This is a genomic window from Lactiplantibacillus pingfangensis (assembly GCF_005404945.1).
GTDB classification, from domain to species: domain Bacteria; phylum Bacillota; class Bacilli; order Lactobacillales; family Lactobacillaceae; genus Lactiplantibacillus; species Lactiplantibacillus pingfangensis.
Genome location: NZ_BJDG01000022.1, coordinates 35,230 through 59,159 on the forward strand (window position 1 = coordinate 35,230; position 23,930 = coordinate 59,159).

General features: G+C 43.6%; 20 protein-coding genes. 14 read left to right on the plus strand and 6 right to left on the minus strand.

Annotated elements, in window-relative coordinates; translation table 11 throughout:
• Positions 1 to 161: 161 nt before the first annotated feature.
• Complete coding sequence (locus FFM74_RS10325; protein WP_137626575.1) at positions 162 to 1,535, minus strand: hemolysin family protein; 1,374 nt, start codon at positions 1,533 to 1,535, stop codon at positions 162 to 164.
• A 160-nt stretch (positions 1,536 to 1,695) separates the two neighbouring features.
• Here FFM74_RS10325 and FFM74_RS10330 point away from each other — a divergent pair, with 160 nt between their 5' ends.
• The 3 genes from FFM74_RS10330 (at position 1,696) to FFM74_RS10340 (ending at position 4,857) form a co-directional block, all read left to right on the plus strand.
• Entirely contained in the window at positions 1,696 to 2,037 is a 342-nt protein-coding gene (locus tag FFM74_RS10330; RefSeq protein WP_137626557.1) for a hypothetical protein, read from the plus strand.
• A gap of 27 nt (positions 2,038 to 2,064) precedes the next feature.
• A complete protein-coding gene (locus FFM74_RS10335; RefSeq protein ID WP_137626558.1) occupies positions 2,065 to 2,484 on the plus strand; it encodes an Hsp20/alpha crystallin family protein in 420 nt (139 codons plus the stop codon).
• Between the two features lie 213 nt (positions 2,485 to 2,697).
• A complete protein-coding gene (locus tag FFM74_RS10340) occupies positions 2,698 to 4,857 on the plus strand; it encodes a mucin-binding protein (RefSeq protein ID WP_171000718.1) in 2,160 nt (719 codons plus the stop codon).
• Between the two features lie 78 nt (positions 4,858 to 4,935).
• Here FFM74_RS10340 and FFM74_RS10345 read toward each other — a convergent pair whose 3' ends face one another.
• Complete coding sequence (locus FFM74_RS10345; RefSeq protein ID WP_137626560.1) at positions 4,936 to 5,283, minus strand: hypothetical protein; 348 nt, start codon at positions 5,281 to 5,283, stop codon at positions 4,936 to 4,938.
• Positions 5,284 to 5,430: 147 nt separating this feature from the next.
• Here FFM74_RS10345 and FFM74_RS10350 point away from each other — a divergent pair, with 147 nt between their 5' ends.
• The 3 genes from FFM74_RS10350 to FFM74_RS10360 all read left to right on the plus strand — a co-directional run bounded on the left by FFM74_RS10350 (position 5,431) and on the right by FFM74_RS10360 (position 7,573).
• The gene (locus tag FFM74_RS10350) at positions 5,431 to 5,958 is read left to right on the plus strand and encodes a DUF1836 domain-containing protein (protein ID WP_137626561.1); all 528 of its coding nucleotides are present in this window, start codon (positions 5,431 to 5,433) and stop codon (positions 5,956 to 5,958) included.
• 196 nt (positions 5,959 to 6,154) lie between these two features.
• Positions 6,155 to 6,904, plus strand: coding sequence for a LytR/AlgR family response regulator transcription factor (locus tag FFM74_RS10355; RefSeq protein ID WP_137626562.1), 750 nt, complete (start codon positions 6,155 to 6,157; stop codon positions 6,902 to 6,904).
• 9 nt (positions 6,905 to 6,913) lie between these two features.
• Positions 6,914 to 7,573 carry an HD domain-containing protein gene (locus tag FFM74_RS10360; protein WP_137626563.1) on the plus strand — a complete coding sequence of 220 codons (660 nt, stop codon included), beginning with the start codon at positions 6,914 to 6,916 and terminating at the stop codon, positions 7,571 to 7,573.
• Positions 7,574 to 7,631: 58 nt separating this feature from the next.
• Here FFM74_RS10360 and FFM74_RS10365 read toward each other — a convergent pair whose 3' ends face one another.
• Both FFM74_RS10365 and ybaK read right to left on the minus strand, forming a co-directional pair.
• On the minus strand, positions 7,632 to 8,417 hold the full coding sequence (locus FFM74_RS10365; protein ID WP_137626564.1) for a hypothetical protein: 786 nt from the start codon (positions 8,415 to 8,417) through the stop codon (positions 7,632 to 7,634).
• Positions 8,418 to 8,421: 4 nt separating this feature from the next.
• Positions 8,422 to 8,928, minus strand: coding sequence for a Cys-tRNA(Pro) deacylase (gene ybaK / locus FFM74_RS10370; protein WP_137626565.1), 507 nt, complete (start codon positions 8,926 to 8,928; stop codon positions 8,422 to 8,424).
• 124 nt (positions 8,929 to 9,052) lie between these two features.
• Here ybaK and FFM74_RS10375 point away from each other — a divergent pair, with 124 nt between their 5' ends.
• From FFM74_RS10375 to asnS, 4 genes are all read left to right on the plus strand, one after another.
• Positions 9,053 to 9,778 (plus strand): GntR family transcriptional regulator, encoded by a 726-nt coding sequence (locus tag FFM74_RS10375; protein WP_137626566.1) that lies wholly within the window; start codon positions 9,053 to 9,055, stop codon positions 9,776 to 9,778.
• A gap of 25 nt (positions 9,779 to 9,803) precedes the next feature.
• A complete protein-coding gene (locus tag FFM74_RS10380) occupies positions 9,804 to 10,631 on the plus strand; it encodes an alpha/beta hydrolase (RefSeq protein ID WP_137626567.1) in 828 nt (275 codons plus the stop codon).
• Positions 10,632 to 11,188: 557 nt separating this feature from the next.
• Positions 11,189 to 13,555: a phosphoketolase family protein gene (locus FFM74_RS10385; RefSeq protein ID WP_137626568.1), complete on the plus strand. Its 2,367-nt coding sequence runs from the start codon at positions 11,189 to 11,191 to the stop codon at positions 13,553 to 13,555.
• 1,039 nt (positions 13,556 to 14,594) lie between these two features.
• Positions 14,595 to 15,986 carry an asparagine--tRNA ligase gene (asnS, locus tag FFM74_RS10390; protein WP_137626569.1) on the plus strand — a complete coding sequence of 464 codons (1,392 nt, stop codon included), beginning with the start codon at positions 14,595 to 14,597 and terminating at the stop codon, positions 15,984 to 15,986.
• Positions 15,987 to 16,094: 108 nt separating this feature from the next.
• Here asnS and FFM74_RS10395 read toward each other — a convergent pair whose 3' ends face one another.
• The gene (locus FFM74_RS10395; RefSeq protein WP_137626570.1) at positions 16,095 to 16,997 is read right to left on the minus strand and encodes an RluA family pseudouridine synthase; all 903 of its coding nucleotides are present in this window, start codon (positions 16,995 to 16,997) and stop codon (positions 16,095 to 16,097) included.
• Positions 16,998 to 17,170: 173 nt separating this feature from the next.
• A complete protein-coding gene (locus FFM74_RS10400) occupies positions 17,171 to 17,620 on the minus strand; it encodes a universal stress protein (RefSeq protein ID WP_137626571.1) in 450 nt (149 codons plus the stop codon).
• A 563-nt stretch (positions 17,621 to 18,183) separates the two neighbouring features.
• On the opposite strand from FFM74_RS10400, the gene FFM74_RS10405 reads away from it, so the two are divergent.
• From FFM74_RS10405 to FFM74_RS10420, 4 genes are all read left to right on the plus strand, one after another.
• On the plus strand, positions 18,184 to 20,802 hold the full coding sequence (locus FFM74_RS10405; protein ID WP_223877218.1) for an SH3 domain-containing protein: 2,619 nt from the start codon (positions 18,184 to 18,186) through the stop codon (positions 20,800 to 20,802).
• A gap of 1,066 nt (positions 20,803 to 21,868) precedes the next feature.
• Positions 21,869 to 22,882, plus strand: a complete 1,014-nt coding sequence (locus FFM74_RS10410) for a lipoate--protein ligase (RefSeq protein ID WP_137626572.1) — start codon at positions 21,869 to 21,871, stop codon at positions 22,880 to 22,882.
• Positions 22,883 to 22,895: 13 nt separating this feature from the next.
• Positions 22,896 to 23,279, plus strand: coding sequence for a hypothetical protein (locus FFM74_RS10415; RefSeq protein ID WP_137626573.1), 384 nt, complete (start codon positions 22,896 to 22,898; stop codon positions 23,277 to 23,279).
• A gap of 12 nt (positions 23,280 to 23,291) precedes the next feature.
• Positions 23,292 to 23,741: a hypothetical protein gene (locus FFM74_RS10420; RefSeq protein WP_137626574.1), complete on the plus strand. Its 450-nt coding sequence runs from the start codon at positions 23,292 to 23,294 to the stop codon at positions 23,739 to 23,741.
• The last annotated feature ends 189 nt before the right edge of the window (positions 23,742 to 23,930 follow it).

Below are 23,930 nucleotides of genomic sequence, written 5' to 3' on the forward strand. Positions count from 1 at the left end.
TTCTGTCTTAACTTGTACGTTAAGTTTACGCTGTGACTAGGCGTTTTGCAAACGATTCACAAATATTTTTAATTATTAGTAAGCGCTCTGAATAAGTCCAAGTTATTGGCTAAATAAAAATTGAGTGTCAGTCAATGATGACCAGCACTCAATTTAAATCGTTATTTTTCGGAAGCTTCGGGATCATCATCGGTTTCAGCAAGTACCGGTGTTTCTCGGCGACTTACTTCGAACCAATTGATGTACGCATTTTCAAAGTCTAAGGCTTTAAAGTCGAAGTCCGCAATCTGGACAGTATCTCCAGCTTGAATCTTTGGAAAGTTATCCAAAATGTAGCCGGTTAAGGTGACCACGTCGGAATCTTCAAACTCCTGCAAATCTGTCTTGAAGAAGCGTTCGAAATCATACAAGGTCATCTTACCGCTAATCCGAAAGTTCCCATTGGCTTGTTTTTCGATGTACTCAGTGGAAACATTGTCGATTTCATCGTTAACGGTTCCGAAGAGTTCTTCATAAATATCTTTATCGGTCACAATACCACTGGTCCCACCATACTCGTCAACAACGACGACGATTGGTGTTTGCTTATCAATCATCTTTTGCAAGATTGCTTGAATTGGCGTGGTTTCCGGAATCGTGATGATATTGCGTAACACTTTGTTAACACGAATCTCGTCATCAACTTCGCCTTGACGAATCAAGTCATAATTGTAAACATAACCTAGAATCTTATCTTTATCATTATTTGCCACGACGGGAAGACGGCTGAACCGTTTTTGTAAATAGACCCGAATGGCTTGTTTGACGGTATCGTTAATATCAATGACGACCAACTGAGTCCGGTCAATCATAATATCTTTAGCGATTTTATCGTTAAATTCGAAAGCCCGTTCCATATACAAATAATCGTCACGGTCTAACTGACCGCCGGAAACGGCATTACGTGATAAGTTCAAAATTTCGGCTTGTGAGTAAACATCATTATCTTCATTCGCAACTGGAATCCCAAGCATTTTGACAACACCGGTTGAAGAAGTATTGAGCAACCACACAAAGGGGTAGAAGATAACGTGGAACCACCGCAGTGGTGTCGTAATGACCGCCATGACTTTGAGCGGCATATCAATCGCAATATTCTTCGGCACGATTTCAGTTAAAACGACTTCTAAGTAAGTTAAGATGAACACCCCGAGCACAATACTAATCCCGCGGAGAATTGACGTGCTGATTGAGAGGTTGAAAACTGCCAACAATTGGAGGACGAAGTGTTCCGTCGTTTGTTCACCAATCCAACCTAAAATAATTCCCGCTAACGAAACCCCAACTTGAGTCGTTGAAAGGTATTCATTGAGATTTTGTACCATGTGCAGTGAAGTGGCGATCCGCTTGGAAGGCTTATCACGCTTTTTTTGTTCTTCTTCGAGGGCGCTTGGTCGGGTCTGAACTAAGGCAAATTCACAGGCCACAAAGAAAGCGGCAACGCAGAACGTAATGACAATAATGACTAAATTTAATATTATCTGGCCACTGTCCAAAGAAACATTCCTCATTTCATATAATTAGTTACTTAAAGTATAACGCTGAGTAGCTATTATTATAAGGATTGTCACCATAATTTGCAATCAGATAAAGATGTTTAACGTTTTCATGGAATGGTGCTAAACTAGAGTTAACTCAAGTTAAGGGAGATCTTTTGTGATGCCAGTAGAAACGAAAACTAAGATTCATGAGGATTCGAAGAAATTGGTTTATCAGGACAGCGATGTCAAAAAGGCGATGGATTTAATCCGTAGTAACGGCTACGTGACGAGCGCAGACTTTAAGCAGATGGCTGATGAAGATTGGGCCGAAGGGTTTGATCAAAAAATTGAAGCCGCTTTCTTGAAGGTCGAAGGTGAAGATCCATACATCTATTTCGAACAGTTTGATTTTAAGGGTGGCGACATTGATTCCATTATCTTTAATATGGATCAAGTTGGCACACGTGATCACGCCTTGGAATTATTGGCAGCTGCAATCCACCAAGAGGCTTACTAAAACTAATTTGTTATAGGGGGCTTGGACATGCGCCAGCACTTATTTGGTCGTCTCGACGACTTAGTTCCAGTTGCAATGTTCAAACAGTTTCAGCGTGAAGTGACGACTGTTTTGAACGCCCACTTAGTTATGAAGACTGATGTGGTTGAACATGATGATGATTATACGGTGACCGCTGAATTACCCGGTTATGATAAAGACGCGATTACGGTACGCTATGCTGACGAGTGCTTGACGATTCGGGCCGCGCAACCGACTGACGGCGCCAATCGTGGTGACGACGGTCGGATGTTGCATCGGGAACGACCGGCAGCGGATTTGACACGCCGGTTTAGTTTCAAAAACGTGCTCAAAGATCAGATTCAGGCACACTATAATGATGGTTTACTCACCGTGACTTTGCCGAAAAAGGTTGCGGATGATGCCGGCAAGATTACGATTCAGTAGTCTTTAAATTCTAATAGACCCACTAAAATACCACTTACGACGATTGTCGTGGTGGTATTTTTTGTGAGCTTCAATAATTATTGTGAAGTTAACAAATTGCCAAAAACATATTTAATGATTCAGTATGTTTATCAAAATCAACAAACTAGTGTATCATATTTTTTTGTTAAAGGTAATTACAGAATAAATTCAATATAAAGGAACGTGATGAGGATGCACTGGCAAAACCAGCAGTTAACTAAGCGGCACGCAACCCAATCTTATAAATTGTACAAAGATGGTAGAAAGTTAGTCAATGTGATGGTCATGACAGGGGCGGCATTCTCATTAGCGACGTTCAGCCAAGTGGTTCGGGGACAGGCTGATAATGTCTCAGCGACAACCCAAACCGATACCAGTGCGGTGCAAAATAGTGGGACGCCTGCGACGGCAACGCCGTTGCTGCGGGACGATGTCGCGACTACTCGAATCGTGACGACCACGGTTTTGGATGGTGATGATAATAATAAAGTCATCAGTGTGACTTCTGAGGAGATGGCCATTGGTGCCGTGATTGGCACGTTAATATGGCAATCTAATCATATGAAACCAGGCTACACCACGTTTGGTTATGATGGTCCGCAGAAGGTTGTTGCAGGTGATGGGGACATGCAAATCTCTTGGACGCTCTACCACGGGAAGGATAGTGTGGCGGCGCAACCAATTACCCGAGAAATTCATTTTAACGGTGCGCCACAGGCAATTCCCGATATTAAACAGTCAATCATGGCAAAAGGTACTAAGGATCTAGTGACTGGTGTCACCACTTATCAGCTGACGTTTGACGATTATGATATTCCTGCGGTTGCTGGTTATTCGGCCACTCAAGATGCCAATGCTGGGACCTTAACGACCGCGACATCGCTGGACGATATTGTTGGCAATGTGACTTATACGGCTGATCCGCAAACCGCCACCATTAATTATTTGGATGGGGACAATCAAAATAGCTTGGTCACAAGTAAGCAAGTAACCGGGGTAACTGGTGGTGAACTCGTTGCCCCGACAGTCCCAAATAATTATGAACTCAGTAGTAGTGATTTGCCCGCCACATTTGGTAGCAGTGGTGGGACTTACACGGTAATTTTACGACATAAACATGTTGCTGGGACTCAGGCCGTTCAACGTAAAATCAATTTTAATGGTGTCGATTTAGCGCCAGTCGTTCAAACGGTTCAGGTCCCGACAGATACGGACCTAGTGACGGGGGCTGTAACCTACACGGCGACGGAAATGCCAAGTTATCAACTACCGGATGTGCCCGGCTATGTCTCGACAAGTACAGTGCCGGCAGTCACGATTACGGCTGGTCAGATTGAGGATATGACGGTGACCTATGTCCCTGCCAAAGTTCAAGCCACGGTGACTGTCGTCGATCAGAGTACTGGCAAGACGATTCAGACTAGTGACTTGACTGGAGAATACGGCAGTTCAGCAGATACGAGCAGCTTGAAAGCTAGCTTGCGAGCTGCCGGTTACCAGATTGTTTCAGATGATAGTGAAGGTGAAACGCTGGGACTGGCGAGCCATTTCATGATTCAAGTGAAGCCAGCGGTTGTGACGAGCACTGACACTAAGACGGTTAAACGGACGATTACTTATCAATTTGCCGATGGCCGTCAAGCGGGGCAGGCAGTCACGCAGCAGGTGACTTTTGAACGGTCAAAGGCAGTGGATCAAGTGACGGGTGCAGTGACTTATGGCGATTGGCGCGTCGTGGCTGATGGTCAGACACAATTTACGGCGGTGGACACCCCAACACTGGTTGGCTATACCGCTAATCAACAGCAAGTCGCCGCAGTCGCGGTTACCGGTGAGATGACGGACTGGACGGTGCCGGTAACTTATCAAGTGACAAGCTCGAAAGTTGTGATTCAGCACGTTGATGAACACGGTCAAAAAATTATGCCGGACACGGTTCTGACGGGGGATTATGGTAGTAACTTTGCCGCGACTGCACCGGCGATTCAAGGTTATGACGTCTTAGGACAACGTGCAACTGTGGGAACATTTGGTCAAGATACGGCAATTAGCTGGGTTTATCGGGTTCAGCCCAACGTTGAAAATCAGGTTCAAGATGACAGCCTTAACACTGAAACGACCAATCAACTGGCTTGGCAGCCCAATGTGACCGGTGGTGGGCAACCACTGACGGCTATGCCGATAACTGGGACTAATCAGCAGTCAGCTAAGGCTGGGTTGACCCTGGCGGCAGCAAAAGCAGCACCGACCCGTTTGCCACAAACTAATGAACAATCTCAGTCGAAGTTAGTTTGGCTGGGTGTGAGTTTAGTCGGGATACTCGGGGCTTTCGTTAGTCGTCGTCGGCACTAAGCATTTTGGATTGTAAAAACGACACCGTCTGATTTTGGTTAAGACCAAATCAGATGGTGTCGCTTTTTTGATGAAACGTTATTTTTCAGAATCGTCAGTAGTTGCTTTGTTAGCCGCTGAAATACTCATTTGAATCGTCTTGGGACGATCTTTAAAGATCACGATCGTTCCTTTGCCAAGAAAATCCTTTGGCCCGTCATAGGCGAGTTCATATTCATTAGCAAATGCGCCTTCTTTTTGCAAAGTCATGAAGAAGATTTTGTGATCTTCGAAGTCGTCACTAAACATAACGGCCATTGAGGCGTCAATTAGTAATTTTTCTTTGCGCATTTGGTTAAGGCGGTCCCATAAACCGTCAATAACTGGTTGGGGGATCAATTCCTTGACGTCGTCACCAGTACGGTGTTTCTTAGTCATTTCATACATTATTCAGGCACCACTTTTTCTTTTAAATTTAAATCGACCTTTAAATAATAACATATTCCGTTATTAATGCTATTTACAAGGAAATCTAGTTTACATGACTAGTTAATCTGTATATAATGATGTTAACGAGTTGAGGAGGGATTACCCATGGCAACGACGACAGAAACGTATGAAGATTGGCGGCACCGGATGAACAGAGTCATCTTACCGAAGTGGACGGAATTACCTAATTTTGATTTGTATATGGATCAAGTCTTGTTGCTCATCAACGAGACCTTACAACCGTTAGGCGCTGATCCAGTGACTGCGGCGATGATTAATAATTATGTGAAGCATAAGGTGATTTTATCGCCGGTAAAGAAAAAATATCAGATTATGCAACTGGCCGATATTATTGTGATTAGTTTGCTAAAACCCAGTTATCCGTTAGACATGATTCGTCAAGGGATTGATCAAGTGACTGCGACCGGGTATCCGAAGCGGGCCTATGACAGTTTTATTGAAGCGTTAGTCGACCGGTTACATCATTTAGATGAGCCTACTCGCGTGTCAGATCAGGATTTAAGTGGGAGCTTAACGACTGCGGCAGCACAATTAATTGTGGATAAGCTAAGAACGGATGAATTGATGCGCTTGAATCAGGCCCACACGCAACCAACCCAAATTGAAAAATAATGACAGTCTAAGAGACTTATTACCTGATAACTAAATTTTAGGTAAAAGTCTTTTTTTTGTTGCCGGAATGATTTGGATTTAGTATGATTAAAGGGTGTTACAGTCGATTGCAAACAATTGAATCAGAAGACAGGTAATTTAGTTCCCTCACTAAATGTTAGTGAGGTTTGTTTACCATGAGAAAGAGTGATTGATTATGAAGGTGTTTATCAGTGACGATCAGCAAGAGCACCGTCTCTGGTTAACCGACATCATTACGGGCCAGCTTGATGAGTTGAACTTTAACTATGAGTTGGCACCGGTATGGCAACCTGATGACGTGCTCCATGCGGTGAAAGAGACTAGCGGACCGAATATTTATTTTTTGGATATTGTTTTGAAACAAGCGACCGATGGGATTGAACTCGCGACTAAAATTCGCGATTATGATCCGGATGGATTTATTGTCTATGTGTCAGTGCGCGATGATATGATGGTCGAAACGTTGAGCGCGATGACTACCCCAACGGGCTTTATTTCAAAAATGGATTTATTCGATAAAGAAAAATTTACCCCTCGGGTGCGGGCAGTCTTAAAGGTCATCAAGAAGCGTTTGTTAACTTTGAATGATGCGCCAGAACCAACTTTAAATTTACACAGTGGGACATTACTATTAAAATTGAAATTGAAGGATATCGTGTATTGTGAAAAAGTGCATGGTTTACGGACGGCGCGAATTGTGACGGAAAATCAGGCTTATTTAGTGCATAAAAATTTAAGTACGATCAAAGCACAACTTGGCGTTGGGCACTTTTTCAACGATTTCCAGAGCTACGCACTCAATTTGAATAAAATTGTGACCATTGACTTTAGTAAGGGCGCGATTACGATGACTAATGGCGATCGGTTAGCCTTTAGCCGTGGCACAATCAAAAAATTACGGGCGTATTATCAAACTCAGGAATAGGATGATTAGATGGTAACAGAAACGCAATTAGCGGCCATTAAAGCATACGCGCTGCAACGATTGGCTCAAGATCATAGTGGTCATGGGAGTGACCATTTACAACGCGTCGTGCAATTAGCAACGCGGCTGGCCCAAGCTGAGCATGCGGACTTGGCGTTAACCGTTGCGGCAGCGTGGCTTCACGATGTGATTGATGATAAGTTGATGGCGGACCCCATTAAGGCGCACCAAGCTTTGGCGGATCAGTTGACAGACTTACACGTGACACCTGCCGACCAGACTGAAATTTTCGATATTATTGACCACATGTCATTCAGCAAGTCCTTAGCTGGCACGCAGACCTTGTCATTAGCGGGGCAAATCGTGCAAGATGCGGACCGCTTAGATGCAATCGGCGCGATTGGGATTGCCCGTGCGCTGTATTATTCTGGGCATGTGGGTGAAAAAATCTATGACCCAGCAATTGCACCGCGCGAGAATATGACTAAGGCACAATATCGTGAGGAACCTGGAACGGCCATTAATCATTTTTATGAAAAGCTTTTTAAGCTAGAAGACTTGATGAATACGGCAACGGCCAAACAATTAGCGCATCAACGAACCCAAGTCATGCGTGAGTTTGTGGCCCAATTCAAAGCAGAGTGGGCTGCAGATGATAAGTTAAATTAAGAGTCTAAAGCTAGTTGTCAACTAAAAAATGGTTCGGGAAATTTTTCCCGGACCATTTTTAGCGTCGTTGTGGTAATAGACGCGTAATCAGCATTACAACTAGTGAGACTAACAGCGAGTAGCCTAAAATCATGGCTAAGGTGAACCCAAATGACGTGATTGCCTTTAAAATTACCGTTGACTGTTGATCAAAAATTGAAAAAATGATCGTGGCAACCGTTAAGAAAATCAACATTGTGGATAAGCCCAATGAACTATTTTGATAATCAGCTGGGCTGAGGTCAAAGCCACCGATGACGATTAGAATTGTTAGGAAAAGCAACAATAGCAGTTGCCACCAACTGCTGACATTGGTCGTTAGTGCAGTCCAACTGCCAGCCCAATCAGGGTTGAACGGATGATCTGCGAGTCGAAAAATAGCTTGCGATAAACCGGGATAGAGTAAGGCATCCAACCCTAATAAGCTAGCGGTACACCCAAAGATCGGTGCGACCCCGATGAATAAGTTACCAACGGTTTGATAAAGGCTGGATTGACGCCAGGTATGGTTCACATAGCCGAGCGCCAGATCTTCATCAGCACCGTTATCTTGATTCAAATGGGGCAATTTTAAGAGCCGCACGGATTGAATACTGTGGTGAAACAAGACGGCTAAAATCAAATGGCTTAACTCGTGGATGATAATGCCTAAGCAACCGAGGTAAACTTGGCTGTTGATGCCGTAGCGATTGACCAAATTAGCTTTGGTATGACGATTGACGATGGTCAGTAGCCAGGCTAATAATGCCGGTAGTCCTAATAGGCTGAAAAGGACTAAAAGTAGGTTCTCAATAAATTGTGCCAAATCATCACTCCGTTATTTCACCAAAGGTCCCATGGACAAGTTTGCGTAAATCATCAGCGTTAATTTCGATTGAGCGGCCGATTTTACCCGACGAGACTAAAATTTGGCCTTGTTTTTTGGCACTGTCATTTAGAAAGATTGGAAATTTCTTAGTCTCCCAAATGCCTACTGGTGTGTTGGCGCCATGTTCGTAACCAGTGGTGCGTTCCAAGTCTTTTAATGGAATCATCCCGACCTTTTTATTACCAGACAATTTAGCTAATTTTTTATAGCTTAAATGTTCATCAATCGGCAAGACGCCAACCAACGGGCCGGTCTTATTGCCAATTAGTGCTAAGGTTTTATAAATATGATGTTCGTCAACCCCGAGATGATCGACTTGTAATTGTTCGACGTCACCCTCGGTTTTCGTTGGAAATTCATATTGTTGATAACTGATATTGGCCTTGTCCAAAATCTTTTCAACGAGCGTTTTGCCCAAGCCATCTTTGTTCTTACGTTTCTTTGACATGTTTTTCATCCTCACAAATATAAGATAGTCGTTCCAATTTTTTAAATGGACCGGTGCAATTCACGCAAGCCCTTAAATTTCTGCTATACTCTAAGTAGCAAATTAAAGACGAGGAGGAATCATGATGGCAGATTTAGTTTATCAACAAGTCATCACTGACCTTAATAAACGTATTATGGCCAATGAATTTATTGATAAAAAATTACCAGATGAACGGAGCCTCAGTGAACAGTACCACGTGAGCCGCAGCTCTATTAAGCGCGCTTTGAACGTGTTAGCCAATCAAGGGCTTATTTTCAAGAAGCGCGGTTCTGGAACGTTTATTAACCCATTATATCTTAAAAATCAATCTTCATTTAAATATGAAGGCACAAATTTGGGAATTACCGATAGTTTAAATACAGAAGGTGCCCAACCTAGTATTCAATTATTAGACTTTCAGGTCATTCCTGCAAGTCAAGAGTTGCAACAGGATTTATTTTTAGCGCCCGATGAATTTGTTTATGAAATTAAGCGACTTCGATTATTAGATGAACAACCATTTATGATTGAAACGGGTTATATTCCAATTAAATTGGTACCCGAGTTGAATCGACAAATTGTCAGTGGGTCAATTTTTTCGTATGTGCAAAAGACGTTGAAGGCAGCGGTAACTAAATCTTTCTTATCCATTTCTGCGGATGTCTCGACCGCCACGGATCAAAAATTACTGACATTAAAAGCAACGGAACCCGTTGGTGTGATGGGGGGGATCTTTTTCCTTGACGACGGGACGCCATTTGAAGTTTCCAACATGCGATTGCATTATAAGTATATGAAATATACGACCTTTGTTTCGACAGAACAATAGGTTGATGTAGAAAGAAGTTAAAATCATGGCTTTAATTCGGGTTAATTTTATGGCGCAATCACTACATCGAACAGTCCCGCTAATGGTCTGTTTGCCAACCGATAAAGTTGATTCAGCTGGTCAAACGCCGACTGGGCCATTTAAAACGTTATATTTGTTACATGGGTTACTTGGTAGTGAAGTGGACTGGGTCTCTGGCACGCGAATTCAACGTTGGTCTGATGAACGTAATCTTGCGGTGGTCATGCCAGCCGGTGAAAATGGGTTCTACACGGATCATCCTTGGTCAACCGACTTATATAGTCAATTTATCGGACAAGAATTGGTAGCGTTTACGAGACGGAGCTTTCCGTTGTCGACGAAACGGCGTGACACTTTTATCGGTGGGTTATCCATGGGTGGTTACGGCGCCTTAATTAACGGCTTACGCTTTCATGAAACCTTTGGCGCAATTATTATGTTATCCGCTGCATTGATGACGGCAACAGCGTTGGACAAGGCTACTAAGCCGGCTTGGTTTGCTGAAACACCAGCATACTTAAAGCACGTGTATGGTCCTGATTTAGCTGCCGTGCGTCAATCGGAATTAAATCCGCAAGTTTTATTGCAGCGGTTATTGGCCGAACAGGTCGAGTTACCGGCAATTTACATGGCCATCGGGAATGATGATGGGTTAAAAGGCGTTAATGACGAGTTTGATGCTTTTTTGACACAACATCAAATCAAGCATGTTTATGAAACGGGACCGGGGAATCATGAGTGGGACTTTTGGGATCGTTATTTATTGCGCGCTTTGAATTGGTTGCCGTTAGACACCCGAGCCGCTGGGATAAATTCTGGTCACATTGGCTAGTAGCTGCCGCTTCCGGTTGTCACCGACAACATGCGGTCGTGGGACCGGACCAAGCCAGGCACGTCTTGGTTTTCGCCCGGAACCCTTGCAAAAATCGCAAGTGTCCCGGTCCGTCCATGGCGTAAAATCGGCAAAGTCAGCCGATTAACGCCACCATCATGACTGATGTTGTCGGTGACAGCCTCCAGCTGATCAACAGCTAACTAAGTGGAGACAGGCAAAACCGTTGTGTCGAAGGCCCCGACCTTCCCTTGGCTGGGATTGTCCCGCGATGCACAACGATTCTGACGAACAGAGTGTAGCTATTAATCACATGACAGTGCTGACGATTTTTTTCGGTTTCAATCTTTACGTATTTTGAAAAACTAGTAAAACCAGTATCGCGTCAGGGCTGATACTGGTTTTTATTTGTGTCAATACAGCTCTTTTTGTTAATTGGACCGTTCCAATTAACAAAAAGGTTGATTTTTAAAATTAAGCTGTTAAGATAGTAATTGTAAACGATGTCAGTTACAGACAGACAATAATTTAAAAGCAAATTAAGGAGTGTTTTGACTATGACTACAGATTACTCATCGCCAGCATATTTGCAAGAAGTTGACAAGTATTGGCGTGCTGCTAATTACTTATCAGTTGGTCAACTTTATTTAAAAGCTAATCCATTATTACAACAACCATTAAAAGCAAGTGACGTTAAAGTCCATCCAATCGGCCATTGGGGCACGATTGCTGGTCAAAACTTTATTTATGCCCATTTAAACCGGGTGATTAATAAATACAACTTGAAGATGTTCTACGTTGAAGGTCCCGGTCATGGTGGTCAAGTGATGGTTTCAAACTCGTACTTAGACGGGACTTACACCGATATTTATCCTGAAATTACCCAGGACAAGGAAGGGATGCAGAAGTTATTTAAACAATTCTCATTCCCAGGTGGGGTGGCTTCACATGCTGCACCTGAAACACCAGGTTCTATCCACGAAGGTGGCGAACTTGGCTATTCAATCTCGCATGGTACCGGTGCAATTTTAGATAATCCTGATGAAATTGCTGCAGTCGTTGTCGGTGATGGGGAGTCAGAAACTGGCCCATTAGCAACGTCGTGGCAATCAACCAAGTTTATTAACCCAATCAATGACGGGGCTGTTTTACCAATCTTAAACTTGAACGGGTTTAAGATTTCTAACCCAACAATCTTTGGTCGGACTTCCGATGAAAAGCTTGCGAAATACTTTGAAAGTATGAATTGGGAACCAATCTTTGTGACTGGCGACGATCCTGAAAAGGTTCATCCATTATTAGCTAAAGCAATGGATGAAGCCATTGAAAAAATCAAGGCTATTCAAAAGAATGCTCGTGAAAACAATGATCCTAGTTTGCCAACTTGGCCAATGATTGTCTTCCGCGCACCTAAAGGGTGGACCGGTCCTAAGACTTGGGATGGCGATAAGATTGAAGGCTCATTCCGGGCCCATCAAATTCCAATTCCTGTCGATCAATTGGACATGGAACATTCAGATGCATTGGTTGACTGGTTGGAATCATACAAGCCAGAAGAATTATTCAATGCTGATGGTAGCTTGAAAGATGATATTAAGGCAATCATTCCGACTGGACAAAGCCGAATGGCCGCCAACCCAATTACCAATGGTGGGGTTGATCCTAAGGCGTTGAACCTGCCTAACTTCCGTGACTACGCTGTTGATACGACTAAACGTGGCGCAGATGTTAAGCAAGATATGATTGTTTGGTCTGACTATCTTCGCGATGTCATCAAGAAGAACCCAGATAATTTCCGGTTGTTTGGTCCTGATGAAACGATGTCAAACCGGCTCTATGGCATTTTTGAAGCAACTAACCGTCAATGGTTGGAAGACATTCATCCAGACAGTGATCAATTTGAAGCGCCAGCTGGCCGAGTATTGGATGCTCAGTTATCTGAACATCAGGCTGAAGGCTGGCTTGAAGGCTACGTTCTAACTGGTCGTCATGGCTTATTTGCAAGTTATGAAGCGTTCTTACGCGTCGTGGATTCAATGTTGACCCAACATTTCAAGTGGTTACGGAAAGCCAACGAACTCGATTGGCGTCAAAAGTACCCATCATTGAATATTATTGCGGCTTCCACTGTGTTCCAACAAGACCATAATGGTTACACCCACCAAGATCCTGGTGCGTTGACTCATTTGGCTGAAAAGAAACCAGAATATATTCGTGAATATTTACCAGCTGACGCCAACTCCTTGTTAGCAGTCGGTGATGTGATTTTCCGGAGTCAAGAAAAGATTAACTATGTCGTAACGTCGAAGCATCCACGTCAACAATGGTTCAGCATTGAAGAAGCTAAGCAATTAGTTGACAATGGCTTAGGCATTGTTGATTGGGCAAGTACTGACCAAGGTAGTGAACCTGATATTGTCTTCGCCGCTGCCGGGACGGAACCAACATTGGAAGCTTTAGCTGCGATTCAGTTGTTGCATGACAACTTCCCTGACATGAAGATTCGGTTTATTAACGTGGTTGATCTGTTGAAGTTACGCAGTCCAAAGAAGGACCCACGTGGCTTATCAGATGAAGAATTTGACCATTACTTTACGAAGAACAAGCCAGTCGTCTTTGCCTTCCATGGTTATGAAGACTTGGTTCGCGACATCTTCTTTGATCGTCACAATCACAATCTGCACGTGCATGGTTACCGTGAAAATGGTGATATTACAACACCATTCGATGTCCGGGTCATGAACCAAATGGATCGTTTCGATTTGGCTAAAGCTGCGATTGCGGCGCAACCAGCAATGGAAGATACCGGTGCAGCCTTTGTTCAAGACATGGATAACATGTTGGCTAAGCACAATGCTTACATTCGTGACGCTGGGACTGACTTGCCAGAAGTTAATGATTGGCAATGGAAAGGCCTGAAATAGGCGACATGATTCTTAAATGAGCTTAATAAAACTGCGATTGGCTAACAAGCCTGACTTGTTAGTTAATCGCAGTTTTCGTTGTGAGCCGGTTGCTGCTGATAACATGCGGTCGTGGGACCGGTCCAAGCCTGAGGAACGTCTTGAACCTCGCTCGGAACCCTTGCAAAAATCGCAAGTGTCCCGAACCGTCCGTGGTGTAAAATCGGCAAGGAACGCCGATTCAACGCCACCATCACGACCGATGTTATCAACAGCAACCTGCAGCTAAAGTGATGTCCGGCGCCACCGCTGTGATGTCTTAAACCGCACTGTGCATGAAACTTTTAGCTATTCAGGTTGTGAATTGAAAGCTGAACAGGTGAACGCAGACGCAATATGTATTGTCTCAAGCGCCCAAGAAAGTCTTGGGAAAAGTCGGACCAGATGTGAGACATCGATTCGTTGATGCATAGTAAAATGGTAATCAGAATCAACTTTAAATAGTGGACTAGTCTAGCCGTGAGGGGTGGTCGTTTGGGGCTCAGCCGTGGCATTTGACTTAGCGCGGTGGTTGTCCGCGGTTAGTCAAAAACCAGCTTTTGAGACCGCCTTTTGGCTCAAAAATGGTTCATGGCGTTCCAGCCCCAAACGACCACCCCGGAAGGCGGCTATTAACTAGTTTACTAGTTAGAAAAGCTTGACACTAATCGGGTGCGAGTTGTATTTGGCCGCTTTTTGTGATACGCTGACAAAAGTTAAATAAGACTAAAAAGAATTGAAACGGTCAATGCCAGGTCGGTAACAGTGCGCAGCGAGCTAAGGATAGTGAGAGCTTAGTCAACGGCCCGATTTGGTTAACCCCGTTTTTGTTGCTGGCTGAAATATTAAGAGTAGGCTTAGCCGTAACCGACACGTTATCAAGCGGAACGTCTATATGGACGTTTATTAAAGTTGGTTTTGAATTAAAAAAACAATTTGGGTGGTACCGCGGAAAGAGTTTTCGTCCCTTGTGATTAGGGATGATGGCTCTTTTTTTAGTTGTCATAGGAGGAGATTTAAGATGACGGAAGTTTTAGTTAAAGATTTATTTAGTGATCAACAGTTTGCTGAAGATGAAACTGTTGTCTTGCACGGTTGGGTAAAAACTGCGCGTGGGTCTAAGCGAGTTGGATTTATTGAATTAAGCGATGGCTCAACGATTAAGCATGCACAAATTGTCATGGCTAGTGATTTGGAAGGCTTCGAGGAGTTTAAAAAGTTACCATTAAGCACGACGATCAAGGTTACAGGGACAGTTGTCTATACGCCAACGGCCAAGCAACCGTTAGAAATTCATGCCACTGCAATCGAAGTTGAAGGTGCGTCAGATAATGACTATCCTTTACAAAAGAAAAAGCACACGTATGAATATTTGCGGACAATTGCACATTTACGGCCACGGACAGATACATTCTATGCTGTTTTCCGGATTCGTTCACTGGCAGCATTTGCCATTCATCAGTATTTACAAGAAAACGACTTCACGTATGTGAACACCCCGATTATCACGAGTAGCGATAGTGAAGGCGCCGGCGAAATGTTCCGCGTCACAACATTGGATTTGAACAACTTGCCTAAGACTGCCGATGGTAAGGTTGATGACCATGAAGATTTCTTTAAAAAGGAAACTAATTTAACCGTTAGTGGTCAATTGCCAGTCGAATCCTTTGCACTGGCATTACGGAATGTTTACACTTTTGGGCCAACTTTCCGGGCGGAAGATTCGCATACACAACGGCATGCGTCTGAATTTTGGATGATCGAACCTGAAATGGCCTTTGCTGACTTACAAGATATTATTGTGACGTCAGAAGCCTTATTGAAGTCGGTCGTCAACTACTTGCTTAAACATGCGAAGGACGAACTGGAATTCTTGAACAGTGCGGTTGATGAACATTTACTCGAACGTTTACACCAAACGGTTGACGAAAAATTCGCACAAATCACTTATACTGAAGCGATTGAAGAATTGAAAAAGGCCCCCGTTAAATTTGATGTTCCTGTTTATTGGGGCTTGGATTTACAAGCTGAACATGAACGTTACTTGTGCGAACAAGTTTATAAACGGCCCACATTCATTACGGACTATCCTAAAGAAATCAAAGCATTTTACATGCGGGATAATGGTGATGGCAAGACGGTTGCGGCCGTTGATATGCTAGTTCCTGAGATTGGGGAACTGGTTGGTGGGAGCCAACGTGAAGAACGTCAAGCACAACTGGCGCAAAAGATTAAAGATTACAAGTTGCCACCAGAAGAATATGCATGGTACTTGGAATTGCGGAAGTACGGTGAAACGGTCCATTCCGGCTTCGGAATTGGTTTCGAACGTCTCTTGATGTATGTGACTGGGATGGAAAACATTCGCGATGTGATCCCTTATCCACGGACACCAGGAAATGCTGAATTCTAAAAAGAGGCAAAAAATTGTCAGGTGAAAATTGGTTATGACTACCTGACAATGGTTCTGAAATAAGAATAGCCTCCAACTGGCCTGATTTGGCTAGTTGGGGGCTATTTTTTAGAAAGTTTCGATAAGCGCCGCGTTTTCAAAAATGGTTGGTAAAGGCGCCTGAACGTCAATGGTTTGGGCGCTGAAAGGACGTTGGATATGTAACTGACTAGCATGTAACAGCAGCCGGGGTGCGTGGCTAGCCTGTTCGTCATACAAAGGATCACCAATAATCGGATGGCCATTAGCAGCCAAATGGACGCGTAGTTGATGCGTACGACCAGTGTGTAACGCTAGTTTAACGAGGCTCTGGTGCGGCGTTGTCTGAATGACTTGATAATCAGTTAAGGCCGCCTGAGCATCAGGAACGTTGATCCAACGCTTGCGTTTATCAGTTGAGTGACGGCCAATCGCGTCGTTGAACTGACCTTGTGCTTGTTCAAAGTGACCACGAACCCACGCGTAGTAGCTGCGGTGAATCTGCTTCGTGCTAATGAGGCGGTCTAAAATAGGCACGACAACGGGATTTAACGCAACTAACATTGCGCCAGAGGTCATCTGGTCTAGTCGATGAACCATATAAGGTGCTTGCTTGGTTGGGGCAAGGTAAGCGGCCAAATAATTGAGAATTGAGCCAGTTTCGCCGGGTTGATTGGGATGAGACTTGATCCCGGCCGGTTTATTCACGACTAGCAACTCATGATCCTGATACAAAATAACGACCGATTCATGCTTGTCTGGTAAATAGTTTGACTGCGGGGTACGAAAATCAGCAGGTAGAAATTGCAAGGTTAACTGATCGCCAGTGTAAACTGTTGTGGCAACGGATGCTGGGACGGTGTTGACCCACAAACGGCGTCCCTGACGTAATTGTCCTTGAATTCTTTTTGGAATTAACCAGTGTTTTAAACAATCACGAACGGTTTTATTATCAAGTATTAGTGGAATTGTTAAATTATAAGTCCATTGCACGAGTAACTACCTAACTTTCATGATATTTTTAGTTTTTCCGAATCGTTGTTTTTGGACAAAAAAAGTGCGGCGACAACAACGCTGAGAAACGCGACTAATTGAAACTGCCAATCAGTCGTACTTCTAGGCATTGTTAGCACCGCGTCTTTTGTCGTCCGCTCAGTCAATAATTGTTATTTGTCAGGTTTGACGATTAAAACGTCGCAAATGGCATTGCGGCTCACATAAGTGGTGACGGAACCAACCATCAAACGTTCAACGGCCGATAGCCCAGTAGAGCCAATCATGATCAATTCATTATGATGATCCGCTGGAAATTCTCGGGCAATAACGGTTTTAGGATTGCCAAAACGCACATGCATCTCAACGTCCGTCACGCCGGCATCAATGGCTTGTTGTTTGAGTTCTTCTAACCGTTTTTGGACATCTTCAGATAATTTGTAAATGACATCGCCACTGACCGCACCGCCGTACGTATCACTGAACTGATTAACTTCCAAAACATTTAAAATGTCTAAGTGAGTTTGATTACGCTTGGCGACTTCAATCCCACGTTTGAGAACTTCTTCTGTGACCTTGGACCCGTCAACTGGTACCAAGATGTTTTGATATTGTTGTAACATAATAGTTACCCCCGTTTGTCTATCGTGATTAATATGTTTATTTTAGCATTAATTTTCATAACTGTAAGCCATTAAGTCCAGAACTTTGCGTGCGAGAAATGACTTTGTTACAAATTGTAAAATTTTCTATCGAAATCGTAATTATTACCAAATTTTGAAATTTTTTATTGGGGACAGAGTGGCTAATTTTCCAACTTAGATAATTTTTGATTAAGATTTGTTTTTAGTTGAAAAAACTTGGTTAATCAGATAAATTATAGTAATACGAAAAAGTAATCGCTTTATATTTCAGGCTATCGTGACACTTGTCAGATTTTTTATTTTAAAAAGGCAGCAATACACAGAAGATAAAAGTAACAAATTATTCATAAGATAATGCAAGGACTTCTCGGTTCCAAGGAGATTAAATTATTTATATTACAGTATCCGAATTGAATGTCACACGGCTAGATGCTACTATTATTGCAGTAACAGCAAAGCTCAGTAAATTAAGTTAGTTTTGTAATGAACGGGAAGTCAAAAAAATCAACGAAAGATTTGGGGAATCTCAATTGAAACTTGGAATGACAAAAGTAATTGCCTCGCTAATGCTTAGCACTGCACTTTTACCAGTAGTTGTCAGTAAGGCAGATTCAGCAACGACCGGAACGAAGCCATCTACGGCCAAAACGGGCCAATCACAAGACGGTGACACGACTGCAACGAGTAATCAGCAGAATACGTATGTACAGGCCAGTGAAACTCAAGTTGACCCAAATGCTGTAGCCGGAGGGTCGTCACAATTACGGGAAGATCCCGTCGTTAATGAGGTCACTAAGACAGTTGTCGCAAATAGTGCCGCAACCGTGACACCGATTGTGAGTGGCGCGAACTCGGCCACAAGTCAAGGCTCACAAGCTGCTTCCGACGCTGCAGCGAGTCAAAATTCTCAAGAGAAAGCGCAGTCAGCGGTGAGTCAAGCCAGTCAAAAAACTGCGAACTCAGCAACCAGTGAAGCTAACGCTAGTTCAACCGTTGCGCAGGAGCCAAAAGCACGTTTTAGTGCGCCAACGAGTCAAGACGCGCAATCCAGTTCTAGTGCGGTGACAAGCCAGGCGTCACAAGCTAGTCAAACTTCCCAGACACCTGCTAGCTCGGCAACGAGTCAAAGCTCACAAGCGCCTGCAAGCGCCGCAACTAGTGAGAGCTCACAAGCGACAAGCCAAGCAAAGGCGGTCACAGAGTCAGAGCAGGTTAGTGTCCAGGCAAATAGTGCGATGGGTCCAGGCCATTATGACGATAGTGTCATGATGAGTGCTGCGTTATATGGTTATCAAGATAAATTCTTCGATGAAATCAAAGCTGGCGCTATTTCAGGTTGGCAAAAGTATGGCGTTTTACCATCTATTACTGCGGCACAAGCAATCCTAGAAAGTGGCTGGGGACGTTCAGAGTTATCGACGCAAGGTAATAACTTGTTCGGAATTAAAGGGAGCTACAATGGTCAGTCAATCTGGTTCCCAACACAAGAATGGGGTCCCAACGGCTACTATACGGTTAACGCTGCCTTTCGAAAGTATCCTAATTGGTCGGCAAGCGTTGAAGATCATGGCCGTTTCTTGGATGAAAATTCCCGTTACAGTAACTTGCTTGGTGAACGTGACTATCAAAAGGTTGCACGGCTACTTCAACAAGATGGCTATGCGACGGATCCGAATTATGCGACTGCGCTGATCAACATGGTTAACAGCTATGGGTTGCAAAGCTGGGATCAAGAAGTTGCCAATATCATCCCTGGCAAAGATCCAGTTCCAGGTGATAATAGCAACAATAATAACAATGGTAATACGACAGATAATAATTCCGGTCGTTATGTCTTTAAAGAAAAAACTGACATTCATGCCGAAGCGGATCCATCTTCGGCAGTGGTCGGGTCATACGGAGCCGGCGAAAGCGTTTATTATTCAGCGAAGGTTGAAGCCAATGGTTACACTTGGCTGAAGTACCAAGCTTATTCTGGTAAGACCCATTATGTTGCGATTAGCGGTAATGGCAATCAAAACAACAACAACAATAATAACAATGGTGGTCAAACGAACGCTACCAATGAAAGTGGTAATTTTAAGTTTACCGCTAAGACGACCATCCGTAATGCGGCCAGCAAGTCGGCACAAGCAGTCGGAACTTATAATGCCGGTGAAAGTGTCCATTATACTGGCAAGGTCACGGCTGAGGGCTTAACTTGGCTGAAGTATGTCGCTTACTCTGGGGCAATACATTACGTTGCAACTACTGGAGATGCGGTTGAAACGCCAAATGACGGCAACGTTGTCGCCACGTCAGGTTCATATCGGTTTAATTATGATACTGCGATTAAGACGGCACCACAAACTAATGCCCAAACTGTCGGGACTTATCGGGCAGGGGAAACTGTTTATTACAATGGGAAGGTTTCAGCGGAAGGCCAAACTTGGCTTCGCTACCAATCCTATTCTGGTGCGGTGCACTATGTCGCCATTAATGACAGCAACAATAATAATCAGGATTCCAAGCCGGTCGTAGTTGTTCCTGACAGCGGGTCATATCAGTTTACAGCAACGACAGCCATCAAGAGTGCGCCCGATAACAATGCCCAAACTGTTGGTACTTACTATGCGGGTAATACCGTTTATTACAACGGTAAGGTCACGGTTAATGGTCAAACTTGGCTCCGTTATCAATCATATTCCGGTGTCGCACACTATGTTGCCATTGGTGGTAATGTTAGCAGTCCAGCACCAGATCAAAATATTGCAGCACAAGGTAGTTATCGGTTTACAACGACAACGGCCATCAAGAGTTCACCTAATGCGAGTGCCAGTACAGTTGGTACCTACAATGCTGGTGAGACAGTTCACTACAACGGCAAGGTGGTTGCAAATGGTCAGACTTGGCTGAAATACCAAGCCTATTCTGGGGCAACCCACTATGTGGCCATTAGTGGAACTGCTAATGCTGGTACGAGCAGTGTCACTAACGAGCAAGGCGCCTTTCGTTTCACCGCCACAACTGAAATTCGCAATGCCCCAAGTATGAGTGCCAGTGTTGTCGGGCGCTATAACTCAGGAGAGACGGTTTACTATAATGGTACCGTTAAGGCGGATGGTCGGACTTGGCTGAAGTATAAGAGTTATTCTGGTGCGACACGTTACGTGCCACGCTAACACGTTTTAAGTTCCACAACTATTATTATGATGACAGGGCAACCTGGTTGGCAACTCAGCTGACCGGGTTGTTTTTGTTGGTGTAAAATTTCTCTCAGTAGGAAGATTAGTTGGCATAGAAGACCGCTTATCTCTAATTGAGTTACCACACATCAAATAGCGAGGAACAATTTTTCATAGAACAAGGCTTGGTAGATTTTGAAGGAAAGCTAAAAGTGCAAACAACTTTATTACAGCGCTAGTCAAGATGTTAAGTATCCTGTTCAGCCTGGTAATTACAGCGTTATTAGCCCGTCTAGATCGACACCAGTATCAACAATTAGTAGGTGTTCAAGCACTATGAATGGTCTATTGAAGGACGATTACTTTTAAATGTCGATTAGTTCGGTTGGCACTAGTCAAGATTTTTGGCTGACTGATCATTAAAAATAATGCACATTTTTAGCCGTGAGGGGGCTTCGTTTGGGGCTCAGCCGTGGCGTTTGACTTAGCGTGGTGGTTTATCCACGGTTAGCCAAAAACCAGCTTTTGAGACCGCCCTTTGGCTCAAAAATGGTTCATGGCGTTCCAGCCCCAAACGAAGCCCCCGGTAGGCGGAAACTTTCCACTATTCGCTAATCAATCAATTGACGAGCTGGAATTTGAATGAAAGACCTAACATGCCTGTAGAGAAAACTGAGCAGTTACTTGCTTTTTTACCTTATTGCAATCGCTTACATTGTCTGCTATACTGAATTCATCGGAAGAATCTCAGGTCAGTCATATCGTTACCCAATTGTTGTAACAAACCCGTCAAGTGATAGCTAGTGCAGTATGCAGCGTTTCCGCTAATTTCGGATAACCAGCTGACCAACTTCCATCTATTGATGGCACGAAATATCCATGGAGAGCATGTAGCCGCCAATCAGAGTGCTCAAGGATGTGGATTGTGACGCAATGATGTTTGAGGGATGAAGAATTCCACACTCAATTTTATGATTCTTCCAAAACAGGGCTCACATGTTGGGCTCTTTTTTATTTCGTATAGTATGATTAAGGTAACCTAAAGCTGAGGAGCTGATATTAAATGTACTATGTTTCAATGAAAGACCATGAAATTGGTCGTAATTTAGCAACTGAACAATATTTGATGAACAATGTTGAATTTGATGAACCATTAGTCCTATTTTATTATGAGGAACCTTGCATTATTGTTGGACGCAATCAAAACACATTGGAAGAAATCAATGCGGACTATGTGCGTGAACATAACATTACCGTGACACGCCGTTTATCCGGTGGTGGTGCGGTTTATCAGGACCTTGGTAACTTATGCTTTAGCTTCGTTGTCGATAGTGACAGCCAAGAATTTGGCGACTTTAAGACATTTACACAACCGATTATTGATGTGTTGCATGAAATGGGTGCCACGACAGCCAATGTCAGTGGTCGTAATGATTTACTCGTTGATGGCAAGAAGTTTTCTGGCAATGCGATGTATTCACGCAACGGCAAGACATTTTCACATGGGACTTTGATGTTAAATGTGGACCTGAATGTCGTTCCAAATGCATTGACGGTGCCAACCGACAAAATTGCTTCTAAAGGCATCAAGTCCGTTCGGAGTCGGGTCACGAATTTGCGGCCATTCTTAGCACCAGAATATCAAAATATTACCGTACCTGAATTCCGCGATACGCTATTGACCAAATTATTCCATGTCGATTCATTAGCTGAAATCAAGGACAAAGAATACCAGGTTACGCCTGATCAACAAAAAGCCATTGATAAAATTTACAAAGACTATTATGCTAATTGGGATTGGGTCTATGGTAAGTCACCAGAATTTTCCGTAAAACGCCGTCAACATTTCGATATGGGGACGATTGATGCACGGTTACAAGTGACTGATGGCCATATTCAAAATATTAAATTCTTCGGTGATTTCTTTGGTAGCGGTGATGTGCATGATATCGAAACAGCGTTAACTGGCTTACGTTATGATCATGAAGCTATTTCTGAAAAATTAGCAGATATTGACTTAAATCGTTACTTCACGGGAATTCCTCGTGAAGACGTTATTGACCTAATCGCCGAATAACAGGAGTGATTGTTTGAAACTCACACGACTAGTCGCATTTGCGTTTGTTTCCTTTTTTTGTTACGGTATCGTCAATTGGATGATGTCGACCAGTCAGCTGCAGCTACAAACGACCAACATTAAAAGTGGTCAGATGTGGCAGGGCTTATTGATTGCTTTAGTGCTCTATTTGCTAGGGATTCTAGCGGTTTATCTGAATCGAATGCTGGGGTTTTATGTGCTAGGCTTAGTCTTGGTAATTTATTCATTGGGACTAATTAGCGCATTGATGTCTGGCTATCAGAGCAACGCTGGGATGGAAATCAAATTACTACTGGAAGTTGTGGCGGCCATTGGGTTAGTCGTTAACTTTTATACGGTGGTGTTATTGACCCGTTGGCGTCACAAAACTAACTAAACGAGGGATAGTATGCAACGAAACGTACAAACATTTATTGATGAAGTCACTGCCGATCAGCTTGCACAGACGGCTGTTAAGGGCGCTTACACGCAATTGGATGCTAAGGTAGCGGATTGGCTTGGTGGCTTCTTAGACAACGTGCAGGCGGACAAATTAGCCCAAGCGACGTTGACTACTGATCACGAGCCAGCAATTAGCTTTCGGTTGGAGACGAGTGTCATCAATTTGCCACTCGCTAACTTAACTGAAATTGGTAAGGTGACGGTTGCTGAAGAAACGATGCCCATCAAGCTTTATATGATTGCGGAATCTGAAGCTTTCCGTTCAGGTCTCAGGATCGATGAATTAGGTTCAGCCGAAGACGTGCTGGCTGATCGGGTTGCGGCTGAAAGCTTACTAACCACTTGGTTAACCGCCCAGACTGACCGTTTGGATCAAATTATGACGGCGGATGAGTAATATTTACAACACTTTAATGGTAAATTTACATTAATCAGTTATAATGTAAACATGGTATCAGAGCCAAACTAATACCTTCAGAACGACAAAAAGTCATCACCCTTGATTGGAGAGGTGAAGTGAACCCTTAAAATTGGACAAATTGTTAAGCTGCTTTTTGAACGGCGAGTTCTCGGTATTTTACCGGGG